Annotated in this window: 15 protein-coding genes and 1 pseudogene; 7 read left to right on the top strand and 9 right to left on the bottom strand. The window is 63.2% G+C overall.

Going from position 1 to position 20,618, the window contains the following annotated elements:
* Positions 1–500: 500 nt before the first annotated feature.
* Together HU735_RS02970 and HU735_RS02965 are read right to left on the bottom strand one after the other, a co-directional pair.
* Positions 501–1,721, bottom strand: coding sequence for a CaiB/BaiF CoA-transferase family protein (locus HU735_RS02970; protein WP_186712316.1), 1,221 nt, complete (start codon positions 1,719–1,721; stop codon positions 501–503).
* 14 nt (positions 1,722–1,735) lie between these two features.
* The gene (locus HU735_RS02965) at positions 1,736–2,917 is read right to left on the bottom strand and encodes an acyl-CoA dehydrogenase (RefSeq protein ID WP_028689912.1); all 1,182 of its coding nucleotides are present in this window, start codon (positions 2,915–2,917) and stop codon (positions 1,736–1,738) included.
* Between the two features lie 163 nt (positions 2,918–3,080).
* On the opposite strand from HU735_RS02965, the gene HU735_RS02960 reads away from it, so the two are divergent.
* From HU735_RS02960 to HU735_RS02940, 5 genes are all read left to right on the top strand, one after another.
* Positions 3,081–3,980: a LysR family transcriptional regulator gene (locus HU735_RS02960; protein WP_050707504.1), complete on the top strand. Its 900-nt coding sequence runs from the start codon at positions 3,081–3,083 to the stop codon at positions 3,978–3,980.
* Between the two features lie 441 nt (positions 3,981–4,421).
* Complete coding sequence (locus tag HU735_RS02955; protein WP_186712315.1) at positions 4,422–5,543, top strand: Re/Si-specific NAD(P)(+) transhydrogenase subunit alpha; 1,122 nt, start codon at positions 4,422–4,424, stop codon at positions 5,541–5,543.
* A gap of 11 nt (positions 5,544–5,554) precedes the next feature.
* Entirely contained in the window at positions 5,555–5,869 is a 315-nt protein-coding gene (locus tag HU735_RS02950) for an NAD(P) transhydrogenase subunit alpha (RefSeq protein WP_023631272.1), read from the top strand.
* 2 nt (positions 5,870–5,871) lie between these two features.
* Entirely contained in the window at positions 5,872–7,308 is a 1,437-nt protein-coding gene (locus HU735_RS02945) for an NAD(P)(+) transhydrogenase (Re/Si-specific) subunit beta (RefSeq protein ID WP_186712314.1), read from the top strand.
* 187 nt (positions 7,309–7,495) lie between these two features.
* A complete protein-coding gene (locus tag HU735_RS02940; RefSeq protein WP_050707507.1) occupies positions 7,496–8,989 on the top strand; it encodes an acetyl-CoA hydrolase/transferase family protein in 1,494 nt (497 codons plus the stop codon).
* A 124-nt stretch (positions 8,990–9,113) separates the two neighbouring features.
* Here the strand turns inward: HU735_RS02940 and HU735_RS02935 are convergent, their stop codons facing one another.
* The gene (locus tag HU735_RS02935; RefSeq protein WP_186712313.1) at positions 9,114–10,781 is read right to left on the bottom strand and encodes a bifunctional diguanylate cyclase/phosphodiesterase; all 1,668 of its coding nucleotides are present in this window, start codon (positions 10,779–10,781) and stop codon (positions 9,114–9,116) included.
* A gap of 256 nt (positions 10,782–11,037) precedes the next feature.
* Here HU735_RS02935 and rep point away from each other — a divergent pair, with 256 nt between their 5' ends.
* Together rep and HU735_RS02925 are read left to right on the top strand one after the other, a co-directional pair.
* Complete coding sequence (gene rep / locus HU735_RS02930; protein WP_186712312.1) at positions 11,038–13,047, top strand: DNA helicase Rep; 2,010 nt, start codon at positions 11,038–11,040, stop codon at positions 13,045–13,047.
* Positions 13,048–13,111: 64 nt separating this feature from the next.
* Positions 13,112–13,684, top strand: coding sequence for a xanthine phosphoribosyltransferase (locus HU735_RS02925; protein WP_011536381.1), 573 nt, complete (start codon positions 13,112–13,114; stop codon positions 13,682–13,684).
* Positions 13,685–13,783: 99 nt separating this feature from the next.
* Here HU735_RS02925 and HU735_RS02920 read toward each other — a convergent pair whose 3' ends face one another.
* The 6 genes and pseudogenes from HU735_RS02920 to dadA all read right to left on the bottom strand — a co-directional run bounded on the left by HU735_RS02920 (position 13,784) and on the right by dadA (position 20,522).
* Complete coding sequence (locus HU735_RS02920) at positions 13,784–15,646, bottom strand: acetyl-CoA hydrolase/transferase family protein (protein ID WP_186712311.1); 1,863 nt, start codon at positions 15,644–15,646, stop codon at positions 13,784–13,786.
* A 605-nt stretch (positions 15,647–16,251) separates the two neighbouring features.
* A pseudogene (locus tag HU735_RS26985) lies at positions 16,252–16,497 on the bottom strand (RHS repeat-associated core domain-containing protein); the annotation flags it as partial.
* A gap of 239 nt (positions 16,498–16,736) precedes the next feature.
* Complete coding sequence (locus HU735_RS02910) at positions 16,737–17,141, bottom strand: c-type cytochrome (protein WP_036985953.1); 405 nt, start codon at positions 17,139–17,141, stop codon at positions 16,737–16,739.
* Positions 17,142–17,295: 154 nt separating this feature from the next.
* Positions 17,296–17,844 carry a cupin domain-containing protein gene (locus HU735_RS02905; RefSeq protein ID WP_023629132.1) on the bottom strand — a complete coding sequence of 183 codons (549 nt, stop codon included), beginning with the start codon at positions 17,842–17,844 and terminating at the stop codon, positions 17,296–17,298.
* A 108-nt stretch (positions 17,845–17,952) separates the two neighbouring features.
* Entirely contained in the window at positions 17,953–19,026 is a 1,074-nt protein-coding gene (alr, locus tag HU735_RS02900) for an alanine racemase (protein WP_186712309.1), read from the bottom strand.
* A 194-nt stretch (positions 19,027–19,220) separates the two neighbouring features.
* Entirely contained in the window at positions 19,221–20,522 is a 1,302-nt protein-coding gene (gene dadA, locus HU735_RS02895) for a D-amino acid dehydrogenase (protein WP_050707513.1), read from the bottom strand.
* Between the last annotated feature and the right edge of the window lie 96 nt (positions 20,523–20,618).

Below are 20,618 nucleotides of genomic sequence, written 5' to 3'. Positions count from 1 at the left end.
TAATCTTGGCGACTATCAGTCCGTACTCACAAGCACCCACACGAATTGCTTGATTCAATTTGTTAAAGAGCGTTTGGTTAAGAGCCTTTCGTCTCAACCGAGGCGCGCATTCTACGCTTTCCTCATTTGCTGTCAAGCGTTTATTTTGAAGTTTTTCGTTTCACTTCAAACACTTGACTCGCTGCGATCTCTCGTAGCGGGAGGCGAATCATACAGCGTTACAACCTGCTGTCAACTGCCTTTTTCACCGCTGCCGATCAGATGATCGAAGCACCTCCACCACCCTCTTCTACAATCAACTCATTGATATTCAAGGAGTTTTTCGTTCCGATGTCGCTGGAAGTGGGGCGCATTATAAGGGGATCTGACAGGGCGTCAACCGTTAATTTCATAAAAATCAAAAAGATCGCGTCAGGAGCCCTGATACCTATATAAGCAGCCCCAAAACAAAAGCAGGGAGGCCTATCGGCCTCCCCGCCCCTTCCTATAGAGGTAGCGCGTCACAGCACCCCGGCAGCCCGGAGTTGCTGCACCGCCTCCCCATCCAACCCCAGCACATCGCCAAGCACCGCCTCGGTATGCTCCCCCAGCAACGGCGGCGCCTGCCGATACTCCACCGGCGTCTCCGACAACCGGATCGGGCTGGCCACCTGCGGCACGCTCCCCGCCAACGGATGAGGAACATTCACTGCCAGCCCACGGGCCAGCACCTGCGGGTCCTGGAACATCTGCGCCAGGTCGTTGATCGGCCCGCACGGCACGCCTGCCTTCTCCAGCTCACTCACCCACTCGGCCGTGGTCTTGAACACCGTGGCCTGGCGAATCAGCGGAATCAGCTCGGCGCGATTGGCTACCCGCTGTTTATTGGTGGCAAAGCGCGGGTCATCCGCCCAGTGCGCCTGCCCGGCCACTTCCGCGAACTTGCGGAACTGCCCGTCATTGCCCACGGTAAGAATGAAGTTGCCATCGGCCGTCGGGAAATCCTGATACGGCACGATGTTCGGGTGCGCATTGCCCAGCCGACGAGGCGCGGTTCCCGTAGTGAGATAGTTCATTGCCTGGTTGGCCAGACAGGCCACCTGGACATCCAGCAGCGCCATGTCGATGTGCTGGCCGATACCAGCCTGGTCACGGTGCGCCAGGGCCGCCAGGATCGCCACGGTGGAGTACAGCCCGGTGAGGATGTCGGTCAGCGCCACCCCGACCTTCATCGGCCCGGCGCCCTCCTCCCCCTCCGGGCGACCAGTCAGGCTCATCAGCCCACCCAGCCCCTGGATCATGAAGTCGTAGCCGGCACGCTTGGCATACGGCCCGGTCTGGCCGAAGCCGGTGATCGAGCAGTAGATGAGCTTCGGGTTGACCGCCTTCAGGCTTTGATAGTCCAGCCCATAGGCCGCCAGGCCGCCTACCTTGAAGTTCTCGATGACGATATCCGACTTCGCCGCCAGCTCACGCACCAGGCGCTGGCCTTCCGGCTGGGTGAAGTCGATGGTCACCGAGCGCTTGTTGCGGTTGGCCGACAGGTAGTAGGCCGCCTCGCTGGTGTTCTCGCCCTGAACATCGCGCAGGAAAGGCGGCCCCCAGGAGCGGGTGTCGTCACCCGCCCCCGGACGTTCGACCTTGATCACATCGGCGCCAAGGTCAGCCAGGATCTGGCCGGACCAGGGACCGGCCAGCACCCGGGAGAGATCCAACACCCGCAGATGGGAAAGCGCGCCCATGGCCTGGTCCTCTATTAATAGAACGCCTGGATGCCGGTCTGCGCACGCCCGAGGATCAGCGCATGCACGTCATGGGTCCCTTCGTAGGTGTTGACCACCTCGAGGTTGACCAGGTGGCGGGCCACGCCGAACTCGTCGGAGATGCCATTGCCACCCAGCATGTCGCGGGCCAGACGGGCGATATCCAGGGCCTTGCCGCAGGAGTTGCGCTTCATGATCGAGGTGATCTCGACCGCCGCGGTGCCTTCGTCCTTCATCCGCCCCAGGCGCAGGCAACCTTGCAAGGCCAGGGTGATCTCGGTCTGCATGTCGGCCAGCTTCTTCTGGATCAGCTGGTTGGCAGCCAGTGGGCGGCCGAACTGCTGGCGGTCCAGGGTGTACTGGCGCGCGGTGTGCCAGCAGGCCTCGGCGGCGCCCAGGGCACCCCAGGAGATGCCATAGCGGGCCGAGTTCAGGCAGGTGAACGGGCCTTTGAGGCCACGCACGTCCGGGAAGATGTTCTCTTCCGGCACGAATACGTTGTCCATGACGATCTCGCCGGTGATCGAGGCGCGCAGGCCGACCTTGCCATGGATAGCCGGGGCGCTGAGGCCGTCCCAGCCTTTCTCCAACACGAAGCCGCGGATATCACCGGCATCGTCCTTGGCCCAGACCACGAACACATCGGCGATCGGGCTGTTGGTGATCCACATCTTGCTGCCGGTCAGGCGATAGCCACCGTCGACCTTGCGCGCGCGAGTAATCATCGAGCCCGGGTCGGAACCATGGTTGGGTTCGGTCAGGCCGAAGCAGCCGATCCACTCGCCACTGGCCAGCTTCGGCAGGTACTTCTGCTTCTGCGCCTCGGTACCGAACTCGTTGATCGGCACCATGACCAGCGACGACTGCACGCTCATCATCGAACGGTAGCCGGAGTCGATGCGCTCCACCTCGCGGGCGATCAGGCCGTAGCACACGTAGTTCAGGCCGCTGCCGCCGTACTGCTCGGGAATGGTCGCGCCGAGCAGGCCGACTTCACCCATCTCGCGGAAGATCGCCGGGTCTGTCTGTTCGTGGCGGAACGCTTCCAGCACGCGGGGTGCCAGCTTGTCCTGGGCGAACTGATAGGCGCTGTCGCGAACCATGCGCTCTTCTTCAGTGAGCTGCTGATCCAGCAGCAGCGGGTCGATCCAGTTGAAGCTTGCCTTGCCAGCCATGTGCGGATTCCTCGAAAGATGGGAACGAATTGTTGTGCTGGATTGATCCTAGGCCTGATCGGCCCGCGGGACAAACGAGGATTGCGCACGGTTTAGTGATATTTTCTCACTTCGCAATCATCGAAATGCCCTGTTCAACGCCCTACAAGTGAGGTTGACGTACATGCGCCGCAAGATCCCTAGCACCACCGCCCTGGTCTGCTTCGAGGCGGCCGCGCGCCACGAGAGCTTCACCAAGGCCGCCCAGGAACTGGCCCTGACCCAGGGCGCCGTCTGTCGCCAGATCGGTGGCCTCGAGGCCTTCCTCAATGTCGAACTGTTCCGCCGCTCGCGCCGGGGCGTGAAACTGACCGAAGCCGGGCTGTCCTACAGCCGCCAGGTGGCTGCGCAGCTGGATGCGGTGGAGCGCGACACGCTTTCGGTGATGCGCCAGCAGGGCGCCAACGTGATCGAACTGGCGGTGGTGCCGACCTTCGGCACGCAATGGCTGCTGCCGCGCCTGAAGGACTTCCAGCAGCGTCACCCGGAGGTCACGGTCAACCTGACCAACCGCACCCGCCCCTTCCTGTTCGCCGACACGCCCTTCGACGCCGCCATCTACTTCGGCGACGCCGACTGGTCCGGCACCCAGTCCCACCGCCTGATGGGCGAGAACCCCATGCCGGTGTGCAGCCCCGCGCTGCTGGACGGGCAAGCCAGCCTCGACGCCCGGCGCATCGCCGAGTTGCCCCTGCTGCAGCAGACCACGCGCCCCTATGCCTGGCGGCAGTGGTTCGACGGCCTGGGCATGAGCGTCGAACGCGACATGACCGGCCCGCGCTACGAACTGTTCTCCATGCTGGCCCAGGCCGCCATGCATGACATGGGTATCGCGCTGATCCCACCGTTCCTGATCCAGCGCGAGTTGCAGGAAGGTCGATTGCTGGTCGCTAACAGGCATGCCCTGTCCAGCGACAAGGCCTACCATCTGATGATCCCCGAGCGAAAGGTGGAGTCCGCTTCGCTGCGGGCGTTTCGCGACTGGCTGGTGGCACAGGCCAAGCAGTACACCGCCGCCGGATAAGGCCATTAATCTAAAAATTGACCCCGTAGTCAATTATTTTAAACACCTACAGATATATGGATTTGTCGCAAATTCGCAATCTGTTCCGTATAGCGGAAAAACCGTAGCAACCCTAGTGACTGCGCGGGTTTGCGGCTTATTTTGCGACATTCACAACGCCATGAACGAAAACGGCCGAAATTTTTTCATTTTTTCCCCTAAGCTGCGAATAGCGCGTACTTGACGGGCTGGACCAGAATCGTTGCGACATACGGTCACAGGGTGACTTGTAGTTTTAAGTTCGTTTCGCTTCAGAACCTGTTGAAGGCCCCTGGGTTCGTCTGCAAAATGCCTCTCCCGCCTCGAACCAGGCGGAGTCGTGCTCTACGGCCGCCCAGCCGCACCACCCGAAGTGCGCTGGTTTCCATAAAGACAATAAAGGTCACCGCAGGAGACATAGTCGTGCACATTGGTGTTCCTCTCGAGACGCAGACGGGTGAGACAAGGGTCGCCGCGACCCCGGAAACCATCAAGAAACTGGTAGGCCAGGGCCATCAGGTCACCGTGCAACGGGGGGCAGGACTCAACGCCAGCATCCCGGACAGTGCCTATGAAGCCGTGGGCGCCACCCTGGGCGAAGCCACTGACGTCTTTGGCGCGCAGCTGGTACTCAAGGTGGTCGCGCCCAATGACCAGGAACTGGCGCTGATCAATAGCGGCAGTCTGTTGGCGGGCATGCTCAACCCCTTCAACAACGAACTGATCGGCAAGATGGCCGAGCGCGGCATCACCGCCTTCGCCCTGGAAGCCGCGCCGCGCACCTCGCGGGCACAGAGCCTCGACGTGCTGTCGTCCCAGGCCAACATCGCCGGCTACAAGGCCGTGCTGCTGGCGGCCCACCACTACCCACGCTTCATGCCCATGCTGATGACCGCCGCAGGTACGGTGAAAGCCGCCCGCGTGCTGATCCTCGGCGCCGGCGTCGCCGGCCTGCAGGCCATCGCCACAGCCAAGCGCCTGGGCGCGGTGATCGAAGCGTCGGACGTGCGCCCGGCGGTGAAGGAGCAGATCGAGTCACTGGGGGCCAAGTTCATCGACGTGCCCTACGAGACCGATGAAGAACGCGAATGCGCCGAAGGCGTCGGCGGCTATGCCCGGCCGATGCCGGCCAGCTGGATGCAGCGTCAGGCCCAGGCCGTGCACGAGCGCGCCAAGCAGGCCGATATCGTCATCACCACCGCGCTGATTCCCGGGCGCAAGGCGCCGACCCTGCTCAGCGCCGAAACCGTGGCGCAGATGAAACCCGGCTCGGTGGTCATCGACCTCGCCGCGGCCCAGGGCGGCAACTGCCCGCTGACCGTGGCCGATCAGGTCGTCATGCACAACGGCGTGACCCTCGTCGGCCCGACCAACCTGCCGGCCCAGGTCGGCGCCGATGCCTCGGCGCTGTACGCGCGCAACCTGCTGGACTTCATGAAGCTGCTGTTCGACAAGGACGGCAACCTGGTCATCAACCTCGAAGACGACATCGTCGCCGCGTGCCTTATGTGCCGCGACGGCCAGGTCGTGCGCAAGAACGGCTGAGGAGCACGACAATGGAAGACATGCTGATTTCCCACGGCATCTACAACCTGATCATCTTCGTGCTGGCCATCTACGTGGGCTACCACGTGGTGTGGAACGTCACCCCGGCCCTGCACACGCCGCTGATGGCGGTTACCAACGCCATTTCCGCGATCGTCATCGTCGGCGCCATGCTGGCAGCCGCGCTGACCGTCACCCCGGCCGGCAAGGTCATGGGCACACTGGCCGTGGCGCTGGCCGCGGTCAACGTGTTCGGTGGCTTCCTGGTCACCCGCCGCATGCTGGAAATGTTCAAGAAGAAAACCAAGAACGAGGGGCAGAAGTAAGCATGAGCATGAATCTGGTAACGCTTCTGTACCTGGTCGCCTCGGTCTGCTTCATCCAGGCGCTCAAGGGCCTCTCGCACCCGACCACCTCACGCCGCGGCAACCTGTTCGGCATGATCGGCATGGGTATCGCGATCCTCACCACGGTCGGCCTGATCTACAAGCTTGGCGCGGAGCTGGCGACTGCCGGTATCGGCTACGTCATCGTCGGCCTGCTGGTCGGCGGCAGCGCCGGCTCGATCATGGCCAAGCGCGTCGAGATGACCAAGATGCCCGAGCTGGTCGCCTTCATGCACAGCATGATCGGCATGGCGGCGGTGTTCATCGCCATCGCCGCCGTGCTCGAGCCGCAATCGATGGGCATCGTCGCCAGCATCAGCGACCCGATCCCCACCGGCAACCGCCTGGAGCTGTTCCTCGGCGCGGCCATCGGTGCGATCACCTTCTCGGGCTCGGTGATCGCCTTCGGCAAGCTGTCGGGCAAGTACAAGTTCCGCCTGTTCCAGGGCGCACCGGTACAGTTCGCCGGCCAGCACAAGCTGAACCTGATCCTGGGCCTGGCGACCATCGCCCTGGGCCTGCTGTTCACCTTCACCGGCCACTACAGCGCCTTCACCCTGATGCTGGCCCTGGCCTTCGTCATGGGCGTGCTGATCATCATCCCGATCGGCGGCGCCGACATGCCGGTGGTGGTGTCGATGCTCAACAGCTACTCGGGCTGGGCGGCGGCGGGTATCGGCTTCTCGCTGAACAACTCGATGCTGATCATCGCCGGTTCCCTGGTGGGCTCCAGCGGTGCGATCCTCTCGTACATCATGTGCAAGGCGATGAACCGTTCGTTCTTCAACGTCATCCTCGGCGGCTTCGGCGGTGATACCGATGTCGGCGCCGCGCAGGGTTCGAAGGAGCAGCGTCCGGTGAAGTCCGGCTCGGCCGACGACGCCACCTTCCTGCTGAGCAACGCCGACAGCGTGATCATCGTCCCCGGCTACGGCCTGGCGGTGGCCCGCGCCCAGCACGCGCTCAAGGAACTGACCGAGAAGCTGAGCCACAACGGCGTGACCGTGAAGTACGCGATCCACCCGGTGGCGGGGCGCATGCCCGGGCACATGAACGTGCTGCTGGCCGAGGCCGAGGTGCCGTACGACCAGGTGTTCGAGATGGAGGACATCAACGCCGAGTTCGGCCAGGCAGACGTGGTGCTGGTGCTGGGCGCCAACGACGTGGTCAACCCGGCGGCGAAGAACGATCCGAAGTCGCCGATCGCCGGCATGCCGATCCTCGAGGCCTTCAAGGCCAAGACCATCATCGTCAACAAGCGCTCCATGGCCAGCGGCTACGCGGGCCTGGACAACGAACTGTTCTATCTGGACAAGACCATGATGGTGTTCGGTGATGCCAAGAAAGTCATCGAAGATATGGTCAAGGCCGTGGACTGACCTGGTCCTACCCATATAGAAGCGCATAAGGCCCCTGGGGAGATATTCCCAGGGGCCTTTTCATTTGCTTGATCCAGATCAACGGCTCTACTTCCGGCCTTCGCCTACGACCATGGTCGCGGGACGGTTCCGGGCTAAATCTCTAGACTGCGCTTCCAGTAGCTTCAGTAGCCTGAGATAACAATCCATGTACCGTGATCGTATCCGCTTGTCCTCCCTGCATAGCAAGGTTATGAGTGCGGCTGACGCCGCTGGCCTGATCCAGGACGGCATGACCGTCGGCATGAGCGGTTTCACCCGCGCCGGCGAAGCCAAGGCCGTGCCCCACGCACTGGCCGAGCGTGCAAAACAGTCGCCGCTGAAGATCAGCCTGATGACCGGCGCCAGCCTGGGCAACGACCTGGACAAGCAACTGACCGAGGCCGGCGTGCTGGCCCGGCGCATGCCGTTCCAGGTCGACAGCACCCTGCGCAAGGCCATCAACGACGGCAAGGTGATGTTCATCGACCAGCACCTGTCGGAAACCGTCGAGCAGCTGCGCAACAAACAGCTCACCCTGCCGGACATCGCGGTCATCGAAGCGGTGGCGATCACCGAGCAAGGCCATATCGTGCCGACCACCTCCGTCGGCAACTCGGCCAGCTTCGCGATTTTCGCCAAGCAGGTCATCGTCGAGATCAACCTGTCGCACCATGCCAACCTCGAAGGCCTGCACGACATCTACATCCCGACCTACCGCCCGACCCGCACGCCGATCCCGCTGGTGAAGGTCGACGACCGCATCGGCAGTACCGCGATCCCGATCGATCCGGCCAAGATCGTCGGCATCGTCATCAGCGACCAGCCGGACTCACCGTCCACCGTGCTGCCGCCTGACCACGAGACCCAGGGCATCGCCGACCACCTGATCGCCTTCCTCAAGGGTGAGGTGGACGCCGGGCGCATGAGCAACAACCTCGGCCCACTGCAGGCCGGCATCGGCAGCATCGCCAACGCGGTGATGTGCGGCCTGATCGAGTCGCCGTTCGAAAACCTGACCATGTACTCCGAAGTGCTGCAGGACTCGACCTTCGACCTGATCGACGCCGGCAAGCTGAGCTTTGCCTCGGGCAGCTCGATCACCCTGTCGAGCCGTCGCAACGCCGACGTGTTCGGCAACCTGGAGCGCTACAAGGACAAGCTGGTGCTGCGTCCGCAAGAGATCTCCAACCACCCTGAAGTGGTGCGTCGCCTGGGGATCATCGGCATCAACACGGCGCTGGAGTTCGACATCTACGGCAACGTCAACTCCACCCACGTCTGCGGCACGAAGATGATGAATGGCATCGGTGGCTCGGGCGACTTCGCCCGCAACGCACACCTGGCGATCTTCGTCACCAAGTCGATCGCCAAGGGCGGCGCGATTTCCAGCGTGGTGCCGATGGTCAGCCACGTCGACCACACCGAGCACGACGTGGACATCCTGGTGACCGAGGTGGGCCTGGCCGACCTGCGTGGCCTGGCGCCGCGCGAACGCGCCCGGGTGATCATCGACAACTGCGTGCACCCGGACTACCGTGCCGCGCTCAACGATTACTTCGAGCGCGCCTGCCAGCGTGGCGGCCATACCCCGCATATCCTGCGCGAAGCCTTGAGCTGGCATGAGAACCTGGAAGAGACCGGGCGGATGTTGGTCGGTTGATCATCTTTACGGTTTGAAATTGCCGGGGGCGCTTTGCGCCCCTTTCGCGGCACGAGGCCGCTCCTACAGAAGGCCGCGATCCCCTGTAGGAGCGGCCTTGTGCCGCGAAAGGGCTGCATGAGATCTATAAGGTCTGCACCAGACCCGGACTCGGCACCTGCAACAGGTACTCGATCAACGCCTCCACCGGCAACGGCCGGCTCACCAGGAACCCCTGCACCTGGTCGCAACCGAACGCCCGCAGCAGCGCCAGCTGCTCCTCGCTTTCAACCCCTTCGGCCACCACCTCCAGGTTGAGGTTGTGCGCCAGGTTGATCATCGCGTGCACCAGCTTGGCGTTCTCCTCGCGCTGCTCCATGCCGCCGACGAAGCTGCGGTCGACCTTGAGCAGGGTGATCGGCAGGCTGTTCAGGTGCACGAACGACGAGAAGCCTGTCCCGAAATCGTCCAGCGAGAAACGCACCCCCAGGCGCCCCAGGGCGTCCATGGTCTGGCGCACCAGCTCGTTGCGCCGCATCACGGCGGTCTCGGTCAGCTCGAACTCCAGCCAGCGGGCATCGACGCCGTGCTCGACGATCAGCCGGCTCAGGGTGGCGAGCAACTGGCTGTCCTGGAACTGGCGGAAGCTCAGGTTCACTGCCATGTGCAGCGGCGCCAGGCCGCGCTCGCGCAGGGCCTGCATGTCGCTCAGCGCCCGGGAGATCACCCAGTAGCCCAGCGGCACGATCAACCCGCTCTGTTCGGCCAGCGGCACGAATTCGCTCGGCGCCAGCAGGCCGCGCTCGGGATGGTTCCAGCGCACCAACGCCTCGAGCCCGACGATGCGGCCGTCGGCGAGATTGAGCCGCGGTTGATAGTGCAGTTCCAGCTCGTCGCGGCGCAGGGCGCGACGCAGCTCGCTTTCCAGGTCGGCCAGGCTGCGGGCGTTGCGGTTGATGCGCTCGTTGAACACATGGAACGTGCAGCCCTGGCTGCTCTTGGCCTGGCGCATGGCGATGTGCGCGTGCCACATCAGCGGGTCGGCGCCGGCCTGGGCGCGGGCGTGGGCGATCCCCAGGCTGCAGCCGAGCAGCAGGCTCTCGCCGTCGACCCAATAGGGTTCGGTCAGTGCCTCGGTGATGCGTTCAGCCATCCACTCGGCGCGATTGGGGTCGCGCCGGGTGTCGATCAGCAGGGCGAACTCATCGCTGCCCAGGCGCGCCAGTTGATCGCTCGCCTCCAGCTGGTGCTTCAGCCGGGCGACCACCTGCAGGATCAGGCGGTCGCCGCCCTGGTGGCCGAGGGCGTCGTTGACGTGGCGGAAGTTGTCCAAGTCGAGGTGGCCGAGGGCCAGGCCGCGGCCTTCGTTCTCGGCCAGGCGCGCGGTCAGCAGGGCCTGGAAGCCCTGGCGGTTGGCGATGCCGGTCAGCGGGTCCTGTTCGGCCAGGCGTTGCAGGGTGGCCACCAGCACGCCGCGCTCGCGCACATGGCGCAGGGAGCGACGCAGGGTGTCGGTGGTCAGCTGCGCCAGCACCAGCCAGTCGCTGACGCCCAGCGGCGCGCTGGCCGGCTCCTGCTCCAGCAGCAGGATCGTCGGCAGCTCGCAACGCCCCGGCGCTGGCTGCAGCTCGGGCGTGGCCAGCACCACGGCCTGGCGGTCGTTGGCGAACAGGCTGTCCACCGCCGCCCAGTTCGGCGCGGTCAGCAGCACGACGCTGCCGCCCATCGGCTGCAGGCACTCGCGCAGGTGCACGGCCCACTCCGGCTCATCAGCCAACAGCAGCAAACGCAGGGGTTCGACAGGCGTGGACAAGCGGGCTCCTTAGACATGGGCGGTGGAACGGCGAGCGCGGGCAATCCTACCCGATTAATTGGAAATGATTTTCACTTTTAGTCGTTGCCCTTCCCTGGCCGCCATCCCGACGCAATCTGACGTGCATCCTGCGCGAAAGTAGCAGATGCGGCAAATCCGATTCGCGCCCTGCATCACAACGTCAGACGGTCGCGCATTAACAGCCCCATGCCTGCTAGAATGCGCGGCTATTTTCTGGTTACCCCCGGTTTCTAGCATGTCCCGACTCAATCCCCGGCAACAGGAAGCCCGAGACTACGTCGGCGGCCCTCTTTTGGTGCTCGCCGGTGCAGGCTCCGGCAAGACCAGCGTGATCACGCGCAAGATTGCCCACCTGATCCAGAACTGCGGCATCCGCGCCCAGTACATCGTGGCGATGACCTTCACCAACAAGGCCGCGCGCGAGATGAAGGAGCGGGTCGGCACCCTGCTGCGTCCGGGGGAAGGCCGGGGCCTGACGGTGTGCACCTTCCACAACCTGGGCCTGAACATCATCCGCAGGGAGCACGAGCGCCTGGGCTATAAGCCGGGTTTCTCGATCTTCGACGAGTCCGACATCAAGGCGTTGCTGTCGGACATCATGCAGAAGGAATACTCCGGCGACGACGGCATCGACGAGATCAAGAACATGATCGGTGCCTGGAAGAACGACCTGATCCTGCCGCCCGAGGCCCTGGAAAAGGCGCGCAACCCGCGCGAGCAGACCGCGGCCATCGTCTACACCCACTACCAGCGCACGCTCAAGGCGTTCAACGCGGTGGACTTCGACGACCTGATCCTGCAACCGGTCAAGCTGTTCCAGGAGCACCCCGACGTGCTCGAACGCTGGCAGAACCGCGTGCGCTACCTGCTGGTGGACGAATACCAAGACACCAACGCCAGCCAGTACCTGCTGGTGAAGATGCTGATCGGCATGCGCAACCAGTTCACCGTGGTCGGCGACGACGACCAGTCGATCTACGCCTGGCGCGGCGCCCGCCCCGAGAACCTGATGCTGCTCAAGGAGGACTACCCCTCCCTGAAGATCGTCATGCTCGAGCAGAACTACCGCTCCACCAGCCGCATCCTGCGCTGCGCCAACGTGCTGATCGCCAACAACCCCCACGCCTTCGAGAAGGAACTGTGGAGCGAGATGGGCGTCGGTGACGAGATCCGCGTGATCCGCTGCAAGAACGAGGAAGCCGAGGCCGAACGCGTGGCCATGGAAATCCTCACCCTGCACCTGCGCACAAACCGCCCGTACAGCGACTTCGCCATCCTTTACCGGGGCAACTACCAAGCCAAGCTGATCGAACTGAAGCTGCAGCACCACCAGGTGCCGTACCGCCTGTCCGGCGGCAACAGCTTCTTCGGCCGCCAGGAGGTCAAGGACCTGATGGCCTACCTGCGCCTGCTGGTCAACCCGGACGACGACAACGCCTACCTGCGGGTGATCAACGTGCCGCGCCGCGAGATCGGCTCGACCACCCTGGAAAAGCTCGGCAACTATTCCACCGAGCGCGGCATCTCGATGTACGCCGCCAGCGAGGAGCTGGGCCTGGGCGAGCACCTGGACGCCCGCTACACCGAGCGCCTGCAGCGCTTCAAGCACTGGCTTGACGGGGTGCGCCACAAGGTCGCCCTGGAAGACCCGATCGCCGCGCTGCACGAGATGATCCGCGACATCGACTACGAGAACTGGATCCGCCAGCAGACCGCCAGCGACAAGGCTGCGGAGTTCCGTATCAGCAACGTCTGGTTCCTCGTCGAAGCGCTGAAGAACACTCTCGAGAAGGATGAAGAGGGTGACATGACCATCGAGGACGCCATCGGCAAGCTGGTGCTGCGCGACATGCTCGAGCGCCAGCAGGAAGAGGAAGAAAACGCCGAGGGCGTGCAGATGATGACCCTGCACGCCTCCAAGGGCCTGGAGTTCCCCTACGTGTTCATCATGGGCATGGAGGAGGAGATCCTCCCCCACCGCTCGAGCATCGAGGCCGACACCATCGAAGAGGAACGCCGCCTGGCCTACGTGGGCATCACCCGCGCGCGCCAGACCCTGGCCTTCACCTTCGCCGCCAAGCGCAAGCAGTACGGCGAGATCATCGACTGCACCCCGAGCCGGTTCCTCGACGAACTGCCGCCGGACGACCTGGCCTGGGAAGGCCTGGACGATGCGCCCGTGGAAGTGAAAGCCGCACGCGGCAACAACGCCCTGGCCGATATCCGGGCGATGCTCAAACGCTGATCAACCATTACTCTTTAACTTTGCCGCTTTCTAGCGGCCACTTTTGTTACATCGGAGACACACAGTGGAAGCACTGCAGCAGAAGATTCGCGAAGAAGGCATCGTGCTTTCCGACCAGGTACTCAAAGTCGATGCGTTTCTCAACCACCAGATCGACCCTGCACTGATGCAACTGATCGGTGACGAGTTCGCCCGCCTGTTCGCCGATTCGGGCGTGACCAAGATCGTCACCATCGAAGCCTCCGGCATCGCCCCGGCGGTGATGACTGGCCTCAAGCTCGGCGTGCCGGTGATCTTCGCCCGCAAGCACCAGTCGCTGACCCTGACCGAGAACCTGCTGACTGCCTCGGTGTACTCCTTCACCAAGCAGACCGAGAACACCGTGGCCATTTCGCCGCGCCATCTCAACAGCAGCGACCGCGTGCTGGTGATCGACGACTTCCTGGCCAACGGCAAGGCGTCCCAGGCACTGATCTCGATCATCAAGCAGGCCGGTGCCACCGTGGCGGGCCTGGGCATCGTCATCGAGAAGTCGTTCCAGGGCGGCCGCGCCGAGCTGGACAGCCAGGGCTATCGCGTCGAATCGCTGGCCCGGGTCAAGTCGCTGGAAGGCGGCGTAGTTACGTTCATCGAGTGATGGCCCCGTGGGAGCGGGCTTGCCCCGCGATGCGACAGGTCAAACAAAGATATTGCCCGACCTGACGCCATCGCGGGACAAGCCCGCTCCCACGCTGCATCATTGCCGCGTCGCCTGAAGCGCCGCCAGCAGCAACCGCTGATACAACTCCTCCTTCAAACCCTGCGGGTCATCCAGCTTCATCCGCGCCAACTGTGCCGCATACCCCTCGGGCCCCGGCGCATCCAACGCCGCCTTGCCAAGCTCCAAGACCTCGCTCAGCTTGAACTTGCTCTTCAACCAGTTCAGCGCCCGCAACAGATCCCGCTCCTCTGCCGTGAAATCAGTCCCCAACGGATACTCAGGGAACAGCCGTGCATGCCGTGCCCGAATAGCCTCGAGCCGCTCAGGCGTATTGCCCATGAACCGCGCATCCAGCTCGAAGTCCTTGGCCAGCTTGCCCGCCGCCTTGGCCTGCTCCATCAGCTCGCGCTGAAAACGTGAGTCACTGATCGCCAGCAACCGCGCAATCACTTCGCTGTCGGTCTGCCCGCGCAGGTCGGCGATGCCGTACTCGGTAATCACGATGTCCCGCAGGTGTCGGGGGATGGTGCAATGGCCGTAGGTCCAGTAAAGGTTCGAGGTGACCTCGCCACCGGCCTCGCGCCAGCTGCGCAGCAACAGGATCGAGCGACCGCCCTCCAGCGCATGGCCCTGGGCGACGAAGTTGTATTGCCCGCCCACGCCGCTGAGTACCCGACCATCCTCGAGCTGGTCGGCAACCCCCGCGCCCAGCAAGGTCATGCCGAACACCGTGTTGATGAAGCGCGCATCCCGCCGCTGGCGACGCTTGCGCTCCTCCTGGCCGTAAAGTTCGTTGATGAAGCTGATGGCGCTCATGGCGAACCGTGCGCGCTGCTCCAACGGCATCTCGCGCAGGCGCTGGTAGAACGCCCGTGGCCCGAGGAAGAACCCGCCATGGATCAGCACCCCCTGCTCGTCGGCAGGGCGGCGCACCACCCCGGCGTCGGCCAATGCCAGCAGGCCATTGACGAACATCTCGCTGCAGCCGTACAGCCCCTGGCCGAAGGTATCCAGCCCCCCTTCCCGCTCGATCAGCGCCTGCCATGGGCCGATGTCCAGCTCATCGAGCAGCGCACGATAGCCCTCGTTGTCACCCTGGCGCGCCAGCAGCGCCGCCGTTATCGCATCGCCCATGGCGCCGATGCCGATCTGCAGGGTGCCACCGTCGCGCACCAGGGCGCTGGCATGCAGGCCGATGCAATGGTCTTGGGTGTTCACCGGCATGTTCGGCGTGGAGAACAGCCGACGCTGTTCGGGCTGGTCGATCAGCAGATCGAACTGCTCCAGGCCCAGCTCCGCGTCTCCGGGCATGTAGGGCAGTTCGTCGTGGACCTGGCCTAGCACCAGGATGGCCTCACCGGCGGCGCGGCGCCGGGCGATCATCGGCAGCAGGTCGAGGGTGATGTCGGGATTGCAGGCCAGGCTCAGGTGGTCGGGCCTTTCAGGCGTGGCCGCCACCAGTTGCGCAACCAGGTTCAGGCCCTTGGCGTTGATATCACGGGCCGCGTGGCTGTAGTTGCTGCTGACATAGTCCTGCTGCGCCGCGTCGCTGTGCAACAGGCTGCCGGGCTGCATGAAGAACTGCTCGACGCGAATGTTTGGCGGGAGTCGGTCGGCACGCAGGTCGGCTAGGTAGGTGAGTTCCTCGTAATCGGCGAATACACGCTCGATGAAGGGTTCGATAAACCGCCTCTGCAAGCCATCGCCCAGCGTTGGACGACCTAACGACAGGGCGGTGTAGATGGTCAACCGACGCTCAGGCAGCTCACTCACCCGGGCATACAAGGCATTGACAAAGGCATTGGGCTTGCCCAAGCCCAGGGGAAGGCCCATATGGATATGGGCAGGGAGGCGTGACAGGGTCTGCTCGACAGCCTGATCAATGGAGCAGAGGTACATCTCGGCCTCCTGAGTCGTCCATGGGTTCAGGGGTTGGACAGTGGTCCACTCGGGTTGGTTGCAGGCTCCGACCTCATTCCGGTCGAGTGATCAATTATATACCACGCCTCCCAGGGACCGGTGTAAGTACTCAATGGATGGCTCAGATCTTTTGAAAACTTGAGACCTGAATATTTTGCAAACTCTACATACTTAGCGTTGAAATGCATGGGCCCCACAATTTCTTTCTGCACGGTAAGCAACTTCAATGCGGACTCAAGGAATACCAACACACCTGAAGAGTACTGCTTATAATGAACTTCAGGCACGAGAATTTCAGGCTGCTTCGTAAACACCCCGTAGACATAGCCTCCATCACTGGAATTTCTAGCGTAGTGCAAGGCCTTCTCAAAGTCTGGCGTGGTATAGAAGCCAGGGCCATTAGCTTGCCTTTCTGAAAAAACCAACGACACCCCACTTCTCAATGAGTGCTCATTTGCCTTATCACTGCCATGTAAAGAAATCAACTTGAGTGGTAATGAATTCTGGCTTGCAAGCGAAGCACCCACCACATTTGGTGCTTTTTCGAAAAATCGTCCGACGGCACCAGAAAAGTAACGTTCTTTGGAGTGACCACTTGGATCGAAATAGTTTACTGGATCCCCCGGGCAGTACGCATACGCATTCAAACCACCCCGTGCAAATGGGCTCAGGGAGTCTGGGCTACTGAAGCGCATCAGCATTGGATTAAATGCTCGATAGCCATTACCCAAAAGATAATGACCGGTTATCGGCTCTAGTCGCTCGCCATTAAAACCAAGGACAGTCGTCAGTTTAGGATGGTAGCCATAAGGTGAATAGGCAAAGCTCTGCGGCAAACAACAGGGGTTGACTCTAGTCAGAATCGATCCCTGTTGAGCCACCGCCAACAAAGCACTAACTCTTTTGTCGCTTAGCATGACGCACCCTCTGCCGTAGCTGGGTGAATCATTATCATGGCCTCGCCTGAAATAGAGTACTGGTAAAAATTCCAGGTATCGGCCTATAGGACTACAGGCGCAAAAAACAAAGCCCGCCAAGATAGGCGGGCCGCGTGTATTTCATCTATGGCTTACAGCCCGGACATCTTCTTGATCGCACCCTTCAGGTCTTCATCCGAGCAATCGGCGCAGGTGCCCTTCGGCGGCATGGCGTTGATGCCGGTGATGGCCTTGGCCAGGATGCCATCGAGGCCGCCCTGGTGATCGGCGCGCTCTTTCCAAGCCGCGGTGTCGCCGATCTTCGGCGCGTTCAGCAGGCCGGTGCCATGGCAGGCGTTGCAGTGCTTGGCGATGATCTCGTCCGGTGTCTTGGCACCGCCGCCGCCGGCAGTGGCGGCCACTTCCATGCCCTTGCATTCCTGGCCCTGGACGCACACCTGGCCGACCGGCTCGAGGCGCTTGGCGATGTCGTCGTTGGTTGCAGCGGTTGCGCTCATTGCCCAAAGGGCGAATACGGCTGCTGGTACGGCCAGCATCTTCTTGATTTGGTTCACGCGAACACCCTCATGGTGGCTAATCACGCCCGCGGCCACGGAATTGCGAGCGTTGAAAAGTATAGCGGGAACCCGGAAGGCGTGAAACGACCACACTCAGGGAAAGGGTATTGGCGAATCAATGCACTGCGCTGGATCAAAAGTTCGACGGGGTCGCCGCACTGATCAAGCGTGCAGGCTCCTCGAACGGGTTGCGAAAGCGATGTGGACGGGTGCTTTCGAAGTAGTAGCTGTCACCGGCTTCGAGAATGAAGATCTCTGTGCCGACCACCAGTTCCAGGCGCCCTTCGAGCAGGATGCCGGTCTCTTCGCCGTCATGGGTGAGCATTTCCGCGCCGGTGTCGGCACCCGGCGGGTAGACCTCGGTGAGGAAGGCGATGGCCCGGTTGGGGTGCGACTTGCCGACCAGCTTCATGGTCACCGCGCCATCTGAGATGTCGATCAGCTCGTGGGCTTTGTAGACGATCTGGGTCGGGCTCTCAGGCGCCAGCTCCACCGAGAAGAACTCGACCATCGACATGGGGATGCCGCTGAGCACCTTGCGCAAGGAGCTGATCGACGGGCTCACGCTGTTCTTCTCGATCATCGAGATGGTGCTGTTGGTTACCCCCGCGCGTTTGGCGAGTTCGCGCTGGGACAGGCCCTTGAGCTTGCGGATGGCTTGCAGTCGTTCACCGACGTCCAAAGCTGGAGCCTCCTGAATCGGTCGAGATGGGGGTAGTGTGAACGATATGATGGCAATGCCGTTCAGTATTTACAACACACAGCCCCGCAGCCTGTCCGCTTCAGCGCCTTATTCGCCGATATAGTCCAGTGGCACGCGTTTGAGATTGCAGAAGATCTGGTACGGAATGGTCCCTGCCTGCAGCGCCACATCGCTCGCCAGGACCTGCTTGCCCCACAGCTCCACCGGGCTGCCGACAGTGGCCTCGGGCACCTCGGTGAGGTCGACGCAGAGCATGTCCATCGACACTCGGCCGATCAGCTGGGTGCGTTTGCCGGCCACCACCACCGGGGTACCGGTGGGCGCCTGGCGTGGGTAACCGTCGGCATAGCCCATGGCGACCACGCCGACGCGGGTCGGGCGCGGGCTGACGAACTTGGCGCCGTAGCCCACCGGCTCGCCGGCCGGCAGCTCGCGCACGCTGATGATCCGCGATTGCAGGGTCATCACCGGTTGCAGGCGGGCCGCTTCGGCCTGCGCCACCTCGAACGGCGTGGCGCCATAGAGCATGATGCCCGGGCGCACCCAGTCGCTCTTGATGCTCGGCCAACCCAGCACCGCCGGGGAGTTGCGCAGGCTGCACTCGGCGGCCAGGCCCTGGCGCGCGGCCTCGAACACGGCGACCTGCTGCTCGGTGGCGGCGGCATCGAGTTCGTCGGCGCGGGCGAAGTGGCTCATCAGCACGATGCGCGACACCTTGCCACTGGCCAGCAGGCGCTGGTAGGCGTCGTGGTAATCCTTGGGGTGCACGCCGACGCGGTGCATGCCGGTGTCCATCTTCAGCCAGATGGTCAGCGGCTTGCGCACCGAGGTCTGCTCGAGCGCTTCCAGCTGCCACAGCGAATGCACCACGCACCACAGGTCGTGCTCGGCGATCAGCACCAGCTCGCTGGCCTCGAAAAAGCCTTCGAGCAGCAGCACCGGTGCCTTGATGCCCGCCGCGCGCAGCTCCAGGGCTTCCTCGATGCAGGCCACGGCGAAACCGTCGGCCTCGGTCTCGAGCGCCAGGGCGCAACGCACCGCGCCATGACCGTAGGCGTCGGCCTTGACCACGGCCAGGGCCTTGGCGCCGGTCAGCTCACGGGCCAGGCGGTAGTTGTGACGGAGGGCTTGGAGGTCGATCAGGGCACGGGCGGGACGCATGGCGGCAGCCTTCTGGCAGTTCTGGTTATCGATAAAGCCCCGGCGCGGCAGATGGGGTAGGTACCCACCGCGCCGGGGTGAGGGAACAGGTGAATCGGTGTGGGCTTTTTCGCGGGTAAAACCGCTCCCACAGGGGACTGCACAAAACCTGTGGGAGCGGGTTTACCCGCGAAAGGGCCGGCGCAGGCGCCCGCTTACTGGTGCGCAGGCGCCGGCTGGCCATGCTTGGCGATCTCGCGGCTGTTGCCATAACGCGAGATGTCCAGGCCTTCGGCACTGATCTGCGGCTTCTTGCGCGCGATCAGGTCCGCCAGCAGGCGACCGGAACCGCAGGCCATGGTCCAGCCCAGGGTGCCGTGACCGGTGTTGAGGAACAGGTTACGGAACTTGGTCGCACCGACGATCGGGGTGCCATCCGGGGTGGCCGGGCGCAGGCCGGTCCAGAAGCTCGCCTGGCTCAGGTCGCCGCCGCGAGGATAAAGGTCGTTGACGATCATCTCCAGCGTTTCGCGTCGACGCGGGTTCAGCGACAGGTCAAAACCGGCGATCTCGGCCATGCCGCCGACACGGATGCGGTCGTCGAAACGGGTGATGGCGACCTTGTAGGTCTCGTCCAGGATGGTCGAAGTCGGCGCCATGTCGCCATTGGTGATCGGCACGGTCAGCGAGTAGCCCTTCAGCGGGTAGACCGGGGCCTTGATGCCCAGCGGCTTGAGCAGTTGCGGCGAGTAGCTGCCCAGGGCCAGCACGTAGCGGTCGGCGGTTTCCAGCTTGCCGTCGATCCACACGCCGTTGATGCGGTCGCCGGCGACGTCCAGGCGCTGGATGTCCTGGCCGAAGCGGAACTCGACGCCCAGCTTGATGGCCATGTCGGCGAGCTTGGTGGTGAACAGCTGGCAGTCGCCGGTCTGGTCGTTGGGCAGGCGCAGGGCACCGGCGAGGATATCCTTCACCCCGGCCAGGGCCGGTTCGACGCGGGCGATGCCGTCGCGGTCGAGCAGCTCGTAGGGCACGCCGGACTGCTCCAGCACGGCGATGTCCTTGGCCGCGGCGTCGACCTGGGCCTGGGTGCGGAACAGCTGGGTGGTGCCCAGGCTGCGGTTTTCGTAGGCAATGCCGGTTTCGGCGCGCAGCTCGTCGAGGCAGTCACGGCTGTACTCGGACAGGCGCACCATGCGCTCCTTGTTCACCGCGTAGCGGCTGGCGGTGCAGTTGCGCAGCATCTGCGCCATCCACAGGTACTGGTCGACGTCGCCGGTCAGCTTGATGGCCAGGGGCGCGTGACGCTCCAGCAGCCACTTGATGGCCTTGAGCGGCACGCCCGGGGCGGCCCAGGGCGAGGCATAACCGGGCGAGATCTGGCCTGCGTTGGCGAAGCTGGTCTCCATGGCCACCGCCGGCTGGCGATCGACCACCGTGACCTCGAAACCTTGCCGGGCCAGATAGTAGGCACTGGCGGTACCGATCACACCGCTACCAAGTACCAGAACTCGCATTGTTGTATCCCTCGCACGCGGCTCGCCGCAGTCTTTTGTTGAAATGGCATGGATGCGCGCAGTATATGAATCTCCGACCAGTGCTATTCACTATAT

It is taken from the genome of Pseudomonas sp. BW16M2 (assembly GCF_014268865.1).
Taxonomy (GTDB): Bacteria; Pseudomonadota; Gammaproteobacteria; order Pseudomonadales; family Pseudomonadaceae; genus Aquipseudomonas; species Aquipseudomonas peradeniyensis.
The sequence above is the reverse complement of the archived record's forward strand: the minus strand, read 5'-3'. Positions and strand labels throughout refer to the sequence as shown.

Coding starts and splice junctions, on each gene's coding strand:
- HU735_RS02970 (WP_186712316.1), bottom strand. CDS start 1,721: ATGGGCGCGCTTTCCCATCTGCGGGTGTTGGATCTCTCCCGGGTGCTG.
- dadA (WP_050707513.1), bottom strand. CDS start 20,522: ATGCGAGTTCTGGTACTTGGTAGCGGTGTGATCGGTACCGCCAGTGCC.
- rep (WP_186712312.1), top strand. CDS start 11,038: ATGTCCCGACTCAATCCCCGGCAACAGGAAGCCCGAGACTACGTCGGC.
- HU735_RS02910 (WP_036985953.1), bottom strand. CDS start 17,141: ATGCTGGCCGTACCAGCAGCCGTATTCGCCCTTTGGGCAATGAGCGCA.
- HU735_RS02950 (WP_023631272.1), top strand. CDS start 5,555: ATGGAAGACATGCTGATTTCCCACGGCATCTACAACCTGATCATCTTC.
- HU735_RS02965 (WP_028689912.1), bottom strand. CDS start 2,917: ATGGCTGGCAAGGCAAGCTTCAACTGGATCGACCCGCTGCTGCTGGAT.
- HU735_RS02960 (WP_050707504.1), top strand. CDS start 3,081: ATGCGCCGCAAGATCCCTAGCACCACCGCCCTGGTCTGCTTCGAGGCG.
- HU735_RS02945 (WP_186712314.1), top strand. CDS start 5,872: ATGAGCATGAATCTGGTAACGCTTCTGTACCTGGTCGCCTCGGTCTGC.
- HU735_RS02940 (WP_050707507.1), top strand. CDS start 7,496: ATGTACCGTGATCGTATCCGCTTGTCCTCCCTGCATAGCAAGGTTATG.
- HU735_RS02920 (WP_186712311.1), bottom strand. CDS start 15,646: ATGTACCTCTGCTCCATTGATCAGGCTGTCGAGCAGACCCTGTCACGC.
- alr (WP_186712309.1), bottom strand. CDS start 19,026: ATGCGTCCCGCCCGTGCCCTGATCGACCTCCAAGCCCTCCGTCACAAC.